11 protein-coding genes are annotated in these 13973 nt (G+C 71.2%); 3 read left to right on the top strand and 8 right to left on the bottom strand.

The genetic code is table 11. The annotated features are described in order from the left end of the window. The first annotated feature begins 135 nt into the window (after window positions 1–135). Both OG897_RS20110 and OG897_RS20115 read left to right on the top strand, forming a co-directional pair. The gene (locus OG897_RS20110; RefSeq protein ID WP_266658583.1) at window positions 136–2355 is read left to right on the top strand and encodes a RecQ family ATP-dependent DNA helicase; all 2220 of its coding nucleotides are present in this window, start codon (window positions 136–138) and stop codon (window positions 2353–2355) included. 216 nt (window positions 2356–2571) lie between these two features. Continuing rightward, complete coding sequence (locus OG897_RS20115; protein ID WP_266658584.1) at window positions 2572–3201, top strand: hypothetical protein; 630 nt, start codon at window positions 2572–2574, stop codon at window positions 3199–3201. Window positions 3202–3283: 82 nt separating this feature from the next. Here OG897_RS20115 and OG897_RS20120 read toward each other — a convergent pair whose 3' ends face one another. From OG897_RS20120 to OG897_RS20150, 7 genes are all read right to left on the bottom strand, one after another. Continuing rightward, entirely contained in the window at window positions 3284–3922 is a 639-nt protein-coding gene (locus OG897_RS20120) for a hypothetical protein (protein ID WP_266658585.1), read from the bottom strand. A gap of 94 nt (window positions 3923–4016) precedes the next feature. Continuing rightward, the gene (locus OG897_RS20125) at window positions 4017–4727 is read right to left on the bottom strand and encodes a ribonuclease HII (RefSeq protein WP_266658586.1); all 711 of its coding nucleotides are present in this window, start codon (window positions 4725–4727) and stop codon (window positions 4017–4019) included. Window positions 4728–4899: 172 nt separating this feature from the next. Next, window positions 4900–6789, bottom strand: a complete 1890-nt coding sequence (locus tag OG897_RS20130) for a DUF4153 domain-containing protein (RefSeq protein ID WP_266658587.1) — start codon at window positions 6787–6789, stop codon at window positions 4900–4902. Window positions 6790–7069: 280 nt separating this feature from the next. After that, window positions 7070–7978 (bottom strand): ADP-ribosylglycohydrolase family protein, encoded by a 909-nt coding sequence (locus OG897_RS20135; RefSeq protein ID WP_266658588.1) that lies wholly within the window; start codon window positions 7976–7978, stop codon window positions 7070–7072. A gap of 11 nt (window positions 7979–7989) precedes the next feature. After that, window positions 7990–8649: a histidine phosphatase family protein gene (locus OG897_RS20140; protein WP_266658589.1), complete on the bottom strand. Its 660-nt coding sequence runs from the start codon at window positions 8647–8649 to the stop codon at window positions 7990–7992. Between the two features lie 93 nt (window positions 8650–8742). Next, window positions 8743–9348, bottom strand: a complete 606-nt coding sequence (locus OG897_RS20145) for a YdbC family protein (RefSeq protein WP_266658590.1) — start codon at window positions 9346–9348, stop codon at window positions 8743–8745. A 33-nt stretch (window positions 9349–9381) separates the two neighbouring features. Continuing rightward, window positions 9382–10212: an arylamine N-acetyltransferase gene (locus tag OG897_RS20150; protein WP_266658591.1), complete on the bottom strand. Its 831-nt coding sequence runs from the start codon at window positions 10210–10212 to the stop codon at window positions 9382–9384. Between the two features lie 90 nt (window positions 10213–10302). On the opposite strand from OG897_RS20150, the gene OG897_RS20155 reads away from it, so the two are divergent. Further along, entirely contained in the window at window positions 10303–10833 is a 531-nt protein-coding gene (locus tag OG897_RS20155; protein ID WP_266658592.1) for a TerD family protein, read from the top strand. Between the two features lie 114 nt (window positions 10834–10947). Here OG897_RS20155 and OG897_RS20160 read toward each other — a convergent pair whose 3' ends face one another. Then, window positions 10948–13842 (bottom strand): vitamin B12-dependent ribonucleotide reductase, encoded by a 2895-nt coding sequence (locus OG897_RS20160; RefSeq protein ID WP_266658593.1) that lies wholly within the window; start codon window positions 13840–13842, stop codon window positions 10948–10950. Window positions 13843–13973: the final 131 nt, after the last annotated feature.

A 13973-nucleotide genomic window follows, 5' to 3' on the forward strand; every position in this document is an offset into this window, starting at 1 on the left:
CTTGCGTCACTGTTCGTGTTCATGCCGCTACTTTCCGACGTCCGACCCGTACTCCGAAACCCCTGTGGATAACTTTGTCCACAGGCCCTGGCGACGCGTTCGCGCATTGTCGGTGCCATCGGGTTGCATGGGGGCATGACCCACCCAGACGCCCCCACCTCCTCCCCCGCCCCTGCGGCCTCCTCCGACCCCGCGGACCGCGCCGATCTGCGGGCCTCCGCCGATTCCGTACTCGCCCGCCTCGTCGGGGACCCGAGCGGCACGGCACGGCTGCGCGAGGACCAGTGGCGGGCCATCGAGGCGCTCGTCGCGGACAAGCGCAGGGCGCTGGTGGTGCAGCGGACCGGCTGGGGCAAGTCCGCGGTGTACTTCGTGGCGACGTCGCTGCTACGCGCGCGGGACAGCGGGCCGACCGTGATCGTCTCCCCGCTGCTCGCGTTGATGCGCAACCAGGTCGACGCCGCAGCCCGCGCGGGCGTCCGGGCCCGCACGATCAACTCCTCCAACCCCGAGGAGTGGGACACGGTCCAGGCCGAGATCGCCGAGGGCACGGTGGACGTGCTGCTCGTCAGTCCCGAACGCCTCAACAACCCCGATTTCCGGGACCACGTACTACCCAAGCTGTCCGCCGCCACCGGGCTCCTCGTGGTCGACGAGGCGCACTGCATCTCCGACTGGGGCCACGACTTCCGCCCCGACTACCGGCGGCTGCGCACCATGCTCGCCGAACTGCCCTCGGGCGTGCCCGTGCTGGCCACCACCGCCACCGCCAACTCCCGGGTGACCGCCGACGTCGCCGAGCAGCTCGGTACGGGGGCGGGCACGGACGCACTGGTACTGCGCGGCCCGCTGGACCGGGAGAGCCTGAGCCTGGCCGTGCTCCAACTCCCGGACGCGGCGAGCCGGTTGGCCTGGCTGGCGGACCACCTCCACGAGCTGCCGGGCTCCGGGATCATCTACACGCTGACCGTCGCCGCCGCCGAGGAGGTCACGGCGTACCTGCACCATCGGGGACACACGGTCTCCTCCTACACCGGACGCACGGAGAACGCCGACCGGATGCAGGCCGAGGAGGATCTGCTCGCCAACCGGGTCAAGGCGCTGGTCGCCACGTCCGCGCTGGGCATGGGCTTCGACAAGCCGGACCTCGGGTTCGTGGTGCACCTGGGCTCTCCTTCGTCCCCGATCGCGTACTACCAGCAGGTGGGGCGCGCGGGCCGTGGCGTGGAGCACGCGGAGGTCTTGCTGCTGCCGGGCAAGGAGGACGAGGCGATCTGGAAGTACTTCGCTTCGGTCTCCTTCCCTCCCGAGGAGCTCGTGCGGCGCACGCTGGACGCCCTCGCGCAGTCCGCCAGGCCGCTGTCGCTGCCCGCCCTGGAGCCCATGGTGGACCTGCGGCGCACCCGGCTTGAGGCGATGCTCAAGGTCCTCGACGTGGACGGTGCGGTGCACCGCACCAAGGGCGGTTGGATCTCCACGGGCCAACCCTGGGTGTACGACGCGGAGCGGTACGCGTGGGTCGCGAAGCAGCGCCAGTCCGAGCAGCAGGCGATGCGCGAGTACGCGGCGACGACGAACTGCCGGATGGAGTTCCTGCGCCGCCAGCTCGACGACGAGGAGGCCGCCCCGTGCGGCCGGTGCGACAACTGCGCGGGCGGCAGGTTCGAGGCGGAGGTCTCGGACGCCGCCCTGGACGCGGCGCGCGGCGAACTGGGCCGCCCGGGTGTGGAGGTGGAGTCCCGCAAGATGTGGCCGACCGGACTGCCCGCAGTGGGCGTCGACCTCAAGGGGCGCATCCCGCAGGGTGAAATCGCCTTCCCCGGAAGGGCGTTGGGACGGCTCTCGGACATCGGCTGGGGCAACCGGCTGCGTCCGATGCTGGCCGCGCAGGCACCGGACGGCCCCGTTCCGGACGATGTGCTGCACGCGGTGGTGACGGTCCTCGCCGACTGGGCGAAGGGTTCCGGCGGCTGGGCCTCCGGGGAGGCGGGCGCACCGCCGCGCCCGGTGGGTGTGGTCACTCTCCCGTCGTACCGCAGGCCAGCTCTCGTACGGTCGCTGGGCAGCCGGATCGCGGAGGTGGGGCGGATGCCTCTGCTCGGTTCGCTGGAGTACGCCCCAGAGTCCGCCGGAGCGCCGCTCGGGCAGGCCAACAGCGCCCAGCGGGTGCGTTCGCTGCATCAGACGCTGACCGTTCCGCCGGAGCTCGCGGACGCCCTCGCGGACGCCGGAGGCCCGGTCCTACTGGTGGACGACGCGTCCGACACTGGGTGGACCCTCGCGGTGGCGGCCCGGATGCTGCGCCGGTCCGGAGCGGAGGGGGTGTTTCCGCTGGTCCTCGCCGTTCAAGGGTGACCGAGGAGTCGGGAGCGGCCGGATTGGGCAGGGATATCAGTGTCATATCCATAGAATCCGGCCGCCCGCCCCAATTGCTCGTTGCCGCATCCCCTCGCGCCAGGAAGAATTGGAAGCGCTCCCGCACGGTTCCCCTGTGGTCCGCAAGGGCTGTGCCGTGGTGCGCCCCCACCCGCCCTTGCCCGCAGTCGCGGGCGCGTACCCGAAGGGAGGACCGTGACCTTCGGATTCGCTCCGTCGCCGAGTTCGCTCAGCCCGTCGTCGGCCGATCCGGCCGGTCGCCTGGGCCGGACGCTGGAGCCGGCCGAATGGGCGTCGGCGGGAATCCCCCTGCTGCGCAACCCCCGTGAGGTCGTCAGCGGCCTGCACGCCCGCCACCTCCCCGTCACCTCGACCGCCGTCGTCGCCGTGCTGGACACGGAGGAACGGCTGATCGCCAGCGCCTCCTTCGTCCGCCGGTCCACCCCGGCGGACGGCTGGGAACTGCGCAACGCACTGCTCGCCCACCTGCGCCGGGTCGTCCCGCACGACCTGCGCCGCCGCACTCCGGTCCGTACGGCCGTACTGCTCTACTGCCGTGACGGCGACGAGCGCTGGACGGAGGAGGACGGGGCCTGGATGTGGGGACTGCGGGACGCCTGCACCCTGCACGGGCTGCGCTGCGGGGCGTACATCACGCTGACCCGTGGCGGCTGGCAGGTGCTGGGCGAGGGCCGGGGCGGCCGTCGGCCCTTCGCCGGGTCCCGGCCGTCGGGGCTCGCCGAGTCGCTGGCCGAGCCCGATCCCGCGCCGCAGCGCACCGGAGGCGGAGCCGCCGCGGCCCTGCGCCGGGCCGCGGCACGCTAGGAACGCGGCACGCTGGGAACGCCGTGAAGGTCCCGCCCGTGAGCTCACGGGCGGGACCTTCACGCCACGGCCCTGCCGGGCGTCAGACGCCTGCACCCAGCGCGGAGTTGATCCGCTGCGGGTCGCCGCAGACGATCATCAGCGTGCCCGCGCGCTCGCGGGACACCGCCAGCGCGCGGCCCAGGTCGTCACCGGACTCGTCGTTGACGGCCACGATGACGACGGGACGCCGCGCGGCCCGCTCGGCGGCCTTGGCGGCCGCGTAGAAGACGTCGTCCCGGGCGTCGTGCTGCGCCCAGTAGGACGCCTCACCGAAGGACAGCTCGTGTGTGGCCCAGGGGTGTTGGTCACCGGTGGTGAGTACCAGCACCTCGCCCGGCGCACGGCCGGAGTCGAGCAGCAGGTCCACCGCCTCCCCCGCGGCGTCGAGCGCGCCGTTCGCGGGGGCCGGGATCAGCTGGATCTGGGTTCCGGCGTCGGCCTGCGGAGCGGAGGGGCTCTCCGCGCGCGGGGCCGGGGGCCGGGGGGTGTGCGTCCGCTGCGCCGGAGGGCCGGGGCGGACGGCGGGACCGGGGCGCGGCACCGCCGCGGGACGCGGGCCGGGTACGGGGCGAGGGGTCGGCGCGGTACGGCTGGCAGCCGGGGTGGCGCGGGGACCCTGGGCGCTCTCGTGAATCTGGGGCTCCTGAGGGATGAGAGGCGTGAGTGGGACATCTGTCAAACGCCGGTGCGATGAGGCACCAGCGGGTAGTACATCAGTGCGACGCGCGGGGCGGAGGGTGCCTGGGCGACTTCCTGCCCGGCGGCGCGGGCAATCAGAAGTCGAAGCCGAGTTGGCCCCCGCTTTCCAGTGCTGCGGCCTCTGCCGAGGGCCGGTGCTTCTTGAGGTGCCGCCACTTGGGAAGTCCGTCGAGATAGGACCAGGAGAGGCGGTGGTGCGCGGTCGGCCCCAGTTCGGCGAGGGCCGCCTGGTGCACGGGCGAGGGATAACCCGCGTTGGCCGCGAAACCGTACGGCGCGCAGCCTCCGGCCTCCGACTCCAGCTCGGCCATCATGGCGTCCCGCCGGACCTTGGCGATCACGGAGGCGGCCGCCACCGCGATGCAGGACTGGTCGCCCTTGATCACCGTACGAACCCTCCAGGGAGCCCCGAGATAGTCGTGTTTCCCGTCGAGGATGACCGCATCGGGCCGTACCGGCAAGGCATTTAGCGCACGTTCGGCGGCGAGCCGCAGGGCTGCCGTCATGCCGAGGGCGTCGATCTCCTCGGGCGTCGAGTGGCCGAGGCCGTACGCCGTGACCCAGTCCTCCAGGACCGGCAGCAGCGCGTCACGGCGCTTGACGGTGAGGAGCTTGGAGTCGGTGAGTCCGGCGGGCGGGCGGCGCAGGCCGGTGACGGCGGCGCACACGGTGACCGGTCCGGCCCACGCTCCGCGCCCGACCTCGTCGACTCCGGCGACGGTACGGGCACCGGTGGTGGCGCGCAGCGAGCGCTCGACGGTGTGTGTGGGTGGTTCGTACGGCATGGCGCCAGCCAGAGTACGCCGCCGGGGGTCGCCCGCGACACCCCGGGCCCGGGGCGGTGCGGACCGGGGCGGAACGGGAGAGGGCCCCTCTCCGTCACCGCCCCGGAACGCGCACGTCCGATTCGCTTCCGCACACCTTTACGGGGAGGTGTCGGCGCTTCACGGGCCGGTGTCAGCGATAGTCGTCGCCGTGGTCGCCCACGGAGGAGCCGTTGCACTCGGCGATCCGTCCGTCGACCGGGCGCTGCTCGAAGAGGTCCAGCGCACGCTGTTCGCTGCGGCTGGTGGCGTACCAGGGACTGTCCTTGTCCAGCCCCTCCCTGATCTCCAGCAGCGCACAGGTGCGCAGGGGCTCGGGCAGCTTGTCCAATGCGGGCACGGCGTCCGCCGACAGGTCCTGGAGGTACTCGACGTCGATCGTCCTGTACTTCTCGTACCGGGCGACGTTCCGCTCCGCAACCAGCGCGTCCGGCGACACGAGCCCGAAGGCGAGCACCGCAGCCCCGGCGCTCGCGGCGAGCGCGCGGGGCAGCCAGCGCGCCCCGAACACCCCGGCGGCCATGATCAGGACGATCACCACGCCGAGCCACAGCTCCATCGCGGCCACCGAGATGCGCAGCCGGGTGAGGCCGTACGCGTCGACGTACATGTTCATCCGGCTGAGCGCCGACGCCACGACCACCAGCGTCAGCACGCACAGCACGCCGAGCACGGAACGCACCAGCACGTGATCGCGCGCACCTCCGCGCGGCGCCCAGCGCTTCGCGAAGGCAATCACCACGAGGGTCAGCACGGTGGCCCACAGGAGCTGCCAGAAGCCCTGCCTGGCGTACTCGGCGATGGGCAGGTCGGTCTCGTCGAGCACCGCTTCGTAGCCGCGCAGGAGCACCGCGAGCTGCACCCCGATGAAGGCAGCGAACAGCAGGTTGAGCACGATCAGCGGAAGCGCCCACTCCAGGCGCTTGCGGGCCCTGCCGGGCTTGATCCTGGCCTTGTCCCACTGGTGCGGGGCCGCGGCCGTGCGGGCGGCGGCGAGCGCGCCGACCAGCCCGAGGAAGAAGAGCAGGAACCGCCAGGGCCCGTCGCCGACGGAGACCTCCGGCACGAGGTCGCCGAGGAGTTGGGCGAAGGCTGCGTCGGCACTCACGAACAGTGCGCCGAAGACCACCAGCAGGGCGGCCGCGATGGCACCGGTACGGAGCACGGGCCCCCAGCGGTCCCGCGAGCCGTCCGCCCGCTCGCGCATCCCCCGCCAGCCCCAGCGCACGCCGGGGACCACTGAGCCCACGATGCCCACGGAGCCGATGAGGACACCGGCCCAGGACCGGCTGCCGTGCAGCGCCAGCGAGCCGAGCGCGAGCGCGGAGAGGATCGCGAGAAAGGTGGGCCAGCCCGCGTCCCGCAGCGCGGGCACCGCGAGGAGCGCCAGCCCGCCGAGGCCCCAGAGCAGGGTCCAGGGCCGGATGCGGCGGCCCGCCGCCTGCGCGGCGAAGTACGCGGCGAGGGCGGCGGGCACGGCGACGACCAGGAGGTTCAGGCCGAGCCCGTCGCCGAGGAACAGCGCGCTGAGCAGCGCGGTGGCCAGCACCGCCCACAGGGAGGCGGCACGGATCCGGGCCGGGGGCGCGGGACGCACTCCGGCACGCCAGGCGGGCGGGTCGAGAGCCTTCTTCTGCCGCTGCTGCTGCCAGTGCTGGTGCGCCTGCCACTGCTGCCACTGCTGCTGTTGCCGGAGTTCCTGCGCGGGGGTCTGCGCGTATGCGTGGCCGGGCGCGGGTGCGGGTGCGGGCGCGGGTGCGGGCGCGGCAGGCTGCGGCTGACCGGGGGCGGCCGCCGGTGCCGCCGCGACTGCCCGAGCGGGGGCGGCTGCCGATTCCGACGCCGGTCCCGGTGCCGACAGCGGTGCCGACGCCGGTGCCGGTGTGACAGCAGGCTGCGGTACGGCGTCCTGCGGACCGGCGGCAGGCACCTCTGCGGCCCCGGCTTCCGCCCCCGCGGAGGCACTCTCCCCCTCGGGCGATGCGGACGGTGACGGTATCGACGGCTGTGCGTCGTCAGGCACGGGACCCCCTCCCGACCAGGCACGTCACGCCTCGCGCGGTACGCGGCGGGCTGCACCTGGTGTCTCATTCGGCGCCCGCCGGAAGTGATCATCGCGGCGGCGTGCCGTCAGATTAGCCCGGAGTCGGCGCGTCCCTGACGCCCCGTCGCAGATGCGGACAGAACCGTGACAGCGCACCGTCAACCTGTCGGCGAGGACCGGCAGACGGAAGGGGGCCGCCCGGACACCGTCCGCGCGGCCCCCTGACGCACCAGCGAGCACGCACCCGAAGAACGAGCGCTCAGCCCACCCGCTCCGGCAGCCACTGCGGCAGCACCTCGGTCTGCTCCAGCCAGCGCTCCGGCGGGCGGCCCGCCCGCGTACCCGCGAGCACCCCGCCGACGATGGCGCAGTTCGTGTCGACGTCCCCGCCGACCTGCGCGGTCCGCCAGAAGGCGCCCTCGAAGTCACCGAGCCCGCGCGCGGCCGCCCACAGGGCGAACGGCACGGTGTCGTGCGCGCTGGTGCGCCTGCCGCAGCCCAGCACCGCCGCGACCGTGTTCGCGTCGTCGTAGTCCAGCATGTCGCGCGCCCTGCGCAATCCCGCCCCGACCGCGCTGCGCGGGACGAGCGCGATCACGCCGTCGAGCAGTGCCGCGGGCGTCGGCGGTCCGGCCGGGTCCGCCGCGAAGGCGGCAGCGGCGGCGACCGCCATGGCACCCATCACCGCTTCCCGGTGCTGGTGGGTGACGTACGCGGAGATCTCGGCCTGGTGGGTGGCCTGCTCCGGGTCGTCCGCGTACCAGGCGCCGAGCGGCGCGATCCGCATCGCGGCGCCGTTCCCCCAGGAGCCGCGTCCGTCGAACAGCGCGGCGGCCAGTTCCCGCCAGTCGCCGCCCTCGCGGATCAGCCGCAGCATGCGGTTGACCGCGGGCCCGTAGCCTCGGTCGAAGTCGTGGTGGTCGGCGAAGGAGCGTACGAGGACGTCCTGGTCGATCCTTCCCTGCCCGGCGAGTACGGCCAGCACGGACGCGGCCATCTCGGTGTCGTCGGTCCACTGCCACGGTCCTTCGGGCAGTTCCCGGCGCTTGAGCAGGGGGTAGTTGGCGGGTACGAAGAACTGGGAGCCCAGTGCGTCTCCCACGGACAGCCCTCGCAGGCTGTCGAGCGCGCGCTCGAAGCGCGGGTCGGAATCGGAGTCAGCGGTCATCGCTCAGCACTCTAACCGGTGGCCCCGTAGGACTCCGGGGTGCACCAGTGCGCGAACGGCCGGTCCATCGTGTACCGCCCGTCGTCGCCCAGCTCCAGCACCCGCATCTCGGCGTTGCCGGGATTGGACAGCGACTCGAATTCGGCGACGGACCAGTGGAACCAGCGCATGCAGAACAACCGCATGGTCAGCCCGTGCGTGACGATCAGGACGTTCTCCGGGTGGTCGGCCGCCTCGAAGCTGCGGTAGAGGCTCTCCAGGAAGGCCCCCACACGGTCGTAGACGTCCGCACCAGACTCCCCCTGGGCGAAGCGGTAGAAGAAGTGCCCATAGGCGTCCCGGTACGCCTTCTGAAGGCGTACGTCGTCGCGGTCCTGCCAGTTCCCCCAGTCCTGCTCGCGCAGCCGGGGCTCCTCCCGGACCCGTACGCGCTCCGGGTCGAGGTCGAAGGCGCGGAAGGTCTCGTGGGTGCGCCGGTAGGGCGAGACGTACGCGCTGATCCGCTCGTCGCCGAAGAGCTCCCGCAGCCGCCCGCCCGCCGTACGGGCCTGCTGCCAGCCGGTGTCCGTGAGCCTCAGGGCATGGTCGGGCTCGCGCTCGTAGACGGTGTCATCGGCGTTGCCCTCGGATTCGCCGTGCCGGACGAGGACGATGCGTCGCGGTCGTGCCATGCCGAAACCCTAGTTCGACGGCGCTCGGCGGGCTCGACCGGCCTCCCGCAGCGCCTCCATCCGGCGTACGGAACGCCGCGCCGGACCGGACGGTCACACCGTCCAGTACGGCTCGAGCTCCACCACGTCCCCCGCCAGCGCCGCGACGTCCGCCTCGGTCTGCGCCCGCAGCGACAGCCGCTCCACGCGCTCCGCCCGGTACTTTCCGTGCTCGGCGGCCGACTGCCACATCGACAGCACCAGGAACTCGTTGCCGGGGGCCTCCCCGAAGACCCCCCGCAGCATGCCCGGCGAGCCCGCCATCGCCGGGTTCCACACCTTCTGCTGCATCAGCGCGAAGTGCTCGACCCGGTCCTCGCGCACCTTGCAGTGCGCGATGCGCACCACGTCGGCGTCGGTGAAGCGCGGCTCGAAGCCCGTCTTCACGTCGAAGCGGTAGTCGAACAGCTTGACCTGGACGTCCTTGTACGTTCCGGACTGCGCGGCGGCGAGCCGGTCGTGCGAGCGGGCCATGAAGGAGTCGTAGAAGGCGCGGCTCTCCCAGAAGGCGAAGACGTGGGCCACCCCGTCCCGCCCTCTGCTCCAGCCGCCGCCCTGGCCCCGGAATCCGGGTTCGCCGAGCAGCCCCGCCCATTTCCGCTGCCCCTGTTCAAAACCTCGACGGTCCACGACAGTGCAGCGAATCCACTTGACCAGCACCGCGCCATCGTACGGCCAGGAGGGTGGCGCAGGTCACCCCGCGTCGGGGTGCACCCGGCCGACGGCCGCCGCGTCCTCGGCGCTCAGCCCGATCCTGAACACCTCGGCGAGGAGGTCGGCCAACTCCTCCGGGGCGACCGGACGTTCGTCGAAGCTGCCGTCCGACCTGCCGGTGCGCAGACTGTCCGCGACGAAGCCGTACCGGGCGTCGGGGGCGATGCGGTGGGCGACGACCTTGCCCAGGAAGCTGGAGCGGGGGTGGGTGGAGCTGTAGTGGTTCATCAGGACGAAGTCGACCGGGTAGAGCGTCTGCGGCGCGAAGGCGTACAGATCGACCCACCCTTCGGTACGCAGCGACCTCAGTACGAGGATGCCCTCGCCCTCCTCCTCGGCGATCGCGAAGGTCCATCCGTCGCTCTGCCGCACCTGCGCCCCGGCCCGCAGCGGCATCGGCTCCAGCAGCCCCTGCCAGCCGAACCCGGCGTCCACCAGCCACTGTTCGCCCTCGACCGTCACGACGAGCACGGCGTGCGTGACGGGCAGCAGGGCGTCACCACGCGTACGGTTGCGCGCCCCTCGCCCCGCCACCTGGAAGCCGAGGCGCTCCAGTGCGGCCGCCAGCAGGGTGTTCTGCTCGTAGCAGTAACCGCCGCGCGCCTGTCCGACGAGCTTCTCCTGCACCCTCTTGAGATCGAGGGGCACTTCGCGCCCCAGAGCGACCTCCACGTTCTCGAAGGGGATCGTCGTCACGTGCGCCCTGTGCAGTGCGTGCAGCACCTCCAGGGTGGGCGCACGCTCGCCCTCGTACCCGATCTTCGCCAAGTAGGCGTCCAGGTCGATCTGTTCCCCGCCCCATGTCGTCATGGACACAATGATCGCCGGGGCTGCCCCGACTTGTCGCGCCTCCCTCGCCCTGTGAGGATCGGCGCACGACTGGAAGCGGAGGGACAGACCGTGAGCAGCTTCAACAAGGGAATCCGGAAGGCCGAGGTCGCCCTCAAGTGGGACCCCAACCCACGCGGCACGCCCGCCGCCGACCTCGACATCGTCGCCGCCGTGTACCGGGCGGAGGAGCTGTACGACAACCCCGCCTACCTGGTGCACTTCGGCAGCCGCTCCCCGGACGGCACGATCACCCTGCACCGGGACAGCAAGACGGGCCAGGGCTTCGGCCCGGACGAGCAGATGACGATCGAGCTGGAACGGCTGTCGCGGGAGTACGGGCGGGTGGTGCTCGGGGTGGCGATCCAACAGCGTGAAGGGCGCGCGGAGTTCGGTGACATACAGAGCACCACGATGCGGGTGGCGGAAGGCTACACCGAGCTCCTGACCAGCGACTTCTCCACTGTCGCGCGGGCCACCGCGGCCACTGTCGCGGAGTTCGTGCGCGCGGCCGACGGGAGCTGGGACATGCACGAGACGGTGCGCGGATTCGACGCGGGACCGGAGGAGTTCACCCGGCTGATGGGCGTGCGGCAACGCTGACGTACGAGCACCGGCGCTGGTGTACGGGCACGGGCCTACGCGCACAGCAGCAAGGGCGGCACTCCGCAGTGGAGTGCCGCCCTCGTGCTACCCGTTCAGGGCGTCAGCCGTGGATCAGCTGCAACCGCTGGTCGAGCCGCAGCCCTCGCAGATGTAGCAGGAGCCCGCGCGCTGCATCTTCGTGCCGCAGGAGAAGCAGAGCGGTGCGTCGGCGTTGATGCCGAGCTGCATCTCGACCAGTTCGGCCGAGGTGTGCGGGGTGCTCTGCTGGGGGGCCGGAACGACAGCCTCCGCCTTCGGGGCGGCGACGGCGACCGCAGCCAGCGGAGCCGACTGCGACAGGCCCTCCACGTCCAGCTCGTCCTCCTCCAGGTTCGGCTCGTACGAGCCGGTGTCGAGGTGGCGCTGACGCTCCTCGGCGGAGTGGATGCCGAGCGCGGAACGCGTCTCGAAGGGCAGGAAGTCCAGCGCCAGGCGGCGGAAGATGTAGTCGACGATCGACTGCGCCATCCGCACGTCCGGGTCGTCCGTCATGCCGGCAGGCTCGAAGCGCATGTTGACGAACTTCGCGACGTACGTCTCCAGCGGGACGCCGTACTGGAGGCCGACCGAGACCGCGATGGAGAAGGCGTCCATCATGCCCGCGAGGGTCGAACCCTGCTTGGACATCTTGAGGAAGACCTCGCCGAGACCGTCGTCCGGGTAGGAGTTGGCGGTCATGTAGCCCTCGGCGCCACCCACGGTGAAGGAGGTGGTGATGCCCGGGCGGCCCTTGGGGAGGCGCTTGCGGACCGGACGGTACTCGATGACCTTCTCGACGGCCGTGCGAATGGTGTCCTCGGCCTTGGCGGTGACCGCCTCCTTCTCCTTCTCCTTGGTCTTGGCGGAGAGGGGCTGGCCGACCTTGCAGTTGTCGCGGTAGATCGCGAGCGCCTTGACGCCCAGCTTCCACGCCTCGAAGTAGACCTCTTCGACGTCCTCGACGGTCGCCGTCTCCGGCAGGTTGACCGTCTTGGAGAGCGCGCCGGAGATCCAGGGCTGGATGGCGGCCATCATGCGGACGTGGCCCATCGCGGAGATGGAACGCTCGCCCATGGCGCAGTCGAAGACCTCGTAGTGCTCGGTCTTCAGGCCGGGGGCGTCGATCACGTTGCCGTTCTCGGCGATGTGGGCGACGATCGCCTCGATCTGCTCCTCCTGGTAGCCCAGGCGGCGCAGGGCCTGCGGGACGGTGCCGTTGACGATCTGCATCGAGCCGCCGCCGACGAGCTTCTTGAACTTGACCAGGGCGAGGTCGGGCTCAAGGCCGGTGGTGTCGCAGGACATCGCGAGACCGATGGTGCCGGTGGGGGCGATGACCGATGCCTGCGCGTTGCGGAAGCCGTTCTTCGCGCCGAGGCGGATGACGTCCTGCCAGGCTTCCGTGGCGGCGGCCCAGATCGGGTTGTCCAGGTCGTCGACGTGCACGGCGGCGCTGTTGGCGTCGGCGTGCTGCTTCATGACCTGCTGGTGCGGCTGGGCGTTGCGGGCGTAGCCGTCGTACGGGCCGACGACCGCGGCCAGTTCGGCGCTGCGCTTGTACGAGGTGCCGGTCATCAGGGAGGTGATGGCACCGGCGAGGGCGCGGCCGCCGTCGGAGTCGTAGGCGTGGCCGGTCGCCATGAGCAGCGCGCCCAGGTTGGCGTAACCGATGCCCAGCTGACGGAAGGCGCGGGTGTTCTCACCGATCTTCTCGGTGGGGAAGTCCGCGAAGCAGATGGAGATGTCCATCGCGGTGATGACCAGCTCGACGACCTTGGCGAAGCGCTCGGACTCGAAGGACTGGTTGCCCTTGCCGTCGTCCTTGAGGAACTTCATCAGGTTCAGCGAGGCGAGGTTGCACGAGGTGTTGTCCAGGTGCATGTACTCGCTGCACGGGTTCGAGCCGTTGATGCGGCCGGACTCCGGGCAGGTGTGCCACTTGTTGATGGTGTCGTCGTACTGGATGCCCGGGTCGGCGCAGGCCCAGGCGGCTTCGGCCATCTTGCGGAAGAGGGACTTGGCCTCGACCTCTTCGATGACGTCGCCGGTCATGCGGGCGCGCAGGCCGAACTTGCCGCCGGACTCGACGGCCTTCATGAACTCGTCGTTCACGCGGACCGAGTTGTTGGCGTTCTGGTACTGGACGGACGTGATGTCGTCGCCGCCCAGGTCCATGTCGAAGCCCGCGTCGCGCAGGGCGCGGATCTTCTCCTCCTCCTTCACCTTGGTCTCGATGAAGTTCTCGATGTCGGGGTGGTCGACGTCGAGGATGACCATCTTGGCCGCGCGGCGGGTCGCGCCACCGGACTTGATGGTTCCGGCGGAGGCGTCGGCGCCGCGCATGAAGGAGACCGGTCCCGAGGCGTTGCCGCCGGAGGACAGGAGCTCCTTGGAGGAGCGGATGCGGGAGAGGTTCAGGCCGGCGCCGGAGCCGCCCTTGAAGATCATTCCCTCTTCCTTGTACCAGTCGAGGATCGACTCCATGGAGTCGTCGACGGCCAGGATGAAGCAGGCGGACACCTGCTGCGGCTGCGGGGTGCCGACGTTGAACCAGACGGGGCTGTTGAAGCTGAAGATCTGGTGCAGGAGGGCGTACGCCAGCTCGTGCTCGAAGATCTCGGCGTCCGCCGGGGAGGCGAAGTAGCCGTAGTCCTCGCCCGCCTTGCGGTACGTCTTGACGATCCGGTCGATGAGCTGCTTGAGACCGGTCTCGCGCTGCGGGGTGCCGACCGCGCCGCGGAAGTACTTGCTGGTGACGATGTTGACCGCGTTCACCGACCAGAAGTCGGGGAACTCGACGCCACGCTGCTCGAAGTTGATCGAGCCGTCGCGCCAGTTGGTCATGACGACGTCACGATGCTCCCAGACCACCTCGTCGTACGGGTGCACGCCCGGAGTGGTGTGGATGCGCTCGATACGCAGACCCTTGCTGGCCTTGGAACCCTTGCTGCGGGAACCTCGTGCCGGGCCGCTCGTCGTCTCGGTCATGCCGCCTCCCATATCGGGCTAAAACGCCCAGAAGTGCCCAGTTCTTCCCGGGGCACGGTGTGTGTCGTGATGTCCCGGCCGTCGCAGACGGCGCCCGGGGCAGGTCGTGAAGTTCTCGGGGTGCCGCCCCC

Origin of the sequence: Streptomyces sp. NBC_00237, assembly GCF_026342435.1 — a bacterium.
Lineage (GTDB): Bacteria > Actinomycetota > Actinomycetes > Streptomycetales > Streptomycetaceae > Streptomyces.

Excerpts from the sequence above, each read along its gene's own strand:
- OG897_RS20110 (WP_266658583.1), top strand. The coding sequence starts at position 136 with ATGACCCACCCAGACGCCCCCACCTCCTCCCCCGCCCCTGCGGCCTCC.
- OG897_RS20125 (WP_266658586.1), bottom strand. The coding sequence starts at position 4,727 with ATGCCGTACGAACCACCCACACACACCGTCGAGCGCTCGCTGCGCGCC.
- OG897_RS20135 (WP_266658588.1), bottom strand. The coding sequence starts at position 7,978 with ATGACCGCTGACTCCGATTCCGACCCGCGCTTCGAGCGCGCGCTCGAC.
- OG897_RS20140 (WP_266658589.1), bottom strand. The coding sequence starts at position 8,649 with ATGGCACGACCGCGACGCATCGTCCTCGTCCGGCACGGCGAATCCGAG.
- OG897_RS20150 (WP_266658591.1), bottom strand. The coding sequence starts at position 10,212 with ATGACGACATGGGGCGGGGAACAGATCGACCTGGACGCCTACTTGGCG.
- OG897_RS20160 (WP_266658593.1), bottom strand. The coding sequence starts at position 13,842 with ATGACCGAGACGACGAGCGGCCCGGCACGAGGTTCCCGCAGCAAGGGT.